Below are 913 nucleotides of genomic sequence, written 5' to 3' on the forward strand. Positions count from 1 at the left end.
GGTGTATCCGTACCGTTCAGCTACCTCTGCCATCGTCGCGTCGTCTTCTTCGAGGTAGTTGATCACTGCCATCAGCCGCTGTGTCGGCTTCTTGTCCTCGACCTCCGCGAGAGCGTCGCGGAGGTCGTCGAGGGTGGCAGCGTCAAGCGTGGCCATACCATAGAGTCACACTCCAATCTAAAAAATATTCAGCCGACAGTATCAGGAGCATCCGACGGCGGACGCAGCTGTCAAGCACGACGTTCCATTCGGAATCGATGGTGAGGTGCATCACGAGGCGGAGTTCCTCTACGCGCCGAGTACGAGCGACGATGCCGACGGAAAGTATGCAGTCTTCGTAACGAACCAGGACCGCGTCGAGCCCGAAGAAATCTCGAGTGTCGTGAACGGGTACAGTCGTCGGTGGGACATCGAGAACCAGTACAAGTCGATCAAGGATTTCATGCCGAAGACGTCGTCGACGGACTACCGACTTCGCCTGTGTAACTTCGCGCTGTCGACGCTGATCTACAATCTGTGGCGGCTCACAGACTATTTGATTAAGGTCGCGCTCGACGAGCCGATCCGGTCACCGCCAGTGATCACGGCGAAGACGTTCGTGCGAGCGTTGGGCGACTTCCTGCGTGAGTTCGGGTAACGTTTTTCTCACTCTGGGTCCACCAATTCGGTAGCGGCTGCTCTATCGATTTTTGCGGATTTTCGGGATAGTTGTCATCCAGATGGTTGGTTCGTGGTTGCTAATTCAACCTCGGCCGATTTTCGCACCGAATTGGGAATCATCAGCTCGTGAATTTCCTAGTTTCATTTGTAGGTTTATAAGCACGCGAAGAATGTGGCTCACCACGTTTCTGGGATGTAGAGCGTCTACAAACGAGCTTCGGAGGAATCAAATAAAATCCGAGTAGAACTCTCT

Annotated in this window: 2 pseudogenes; one reads left to right on the forward strand and one right to left on the reverse strand. The window is 53.9% G+C overall.

Annotation, left to right across the window (positions count from 1 at the left end):
• Positions 1–156 (reverse strand): annotated as a pseudogene (locus tag PGX04_RS21230) (IS630 family transposase); the annotation flags it as partial.
• Positions 157–202: 46 nt separating this feature from the next.
• On the opposite strand from PGX04_RS21230, the pseudogene PGX04_RS21235 reads away from it, so the two are divergent.
• Positions 203–637: pseudogene (locus PGX04_RS21235) on the forward strand (ISNCY family transposase); the annotation flags it as partial.
• Positions 638–913: the final 276 nt, after the last annotated feature.

It is taken from the genome of Natrinema soli, from assembly GCF_028618695.1.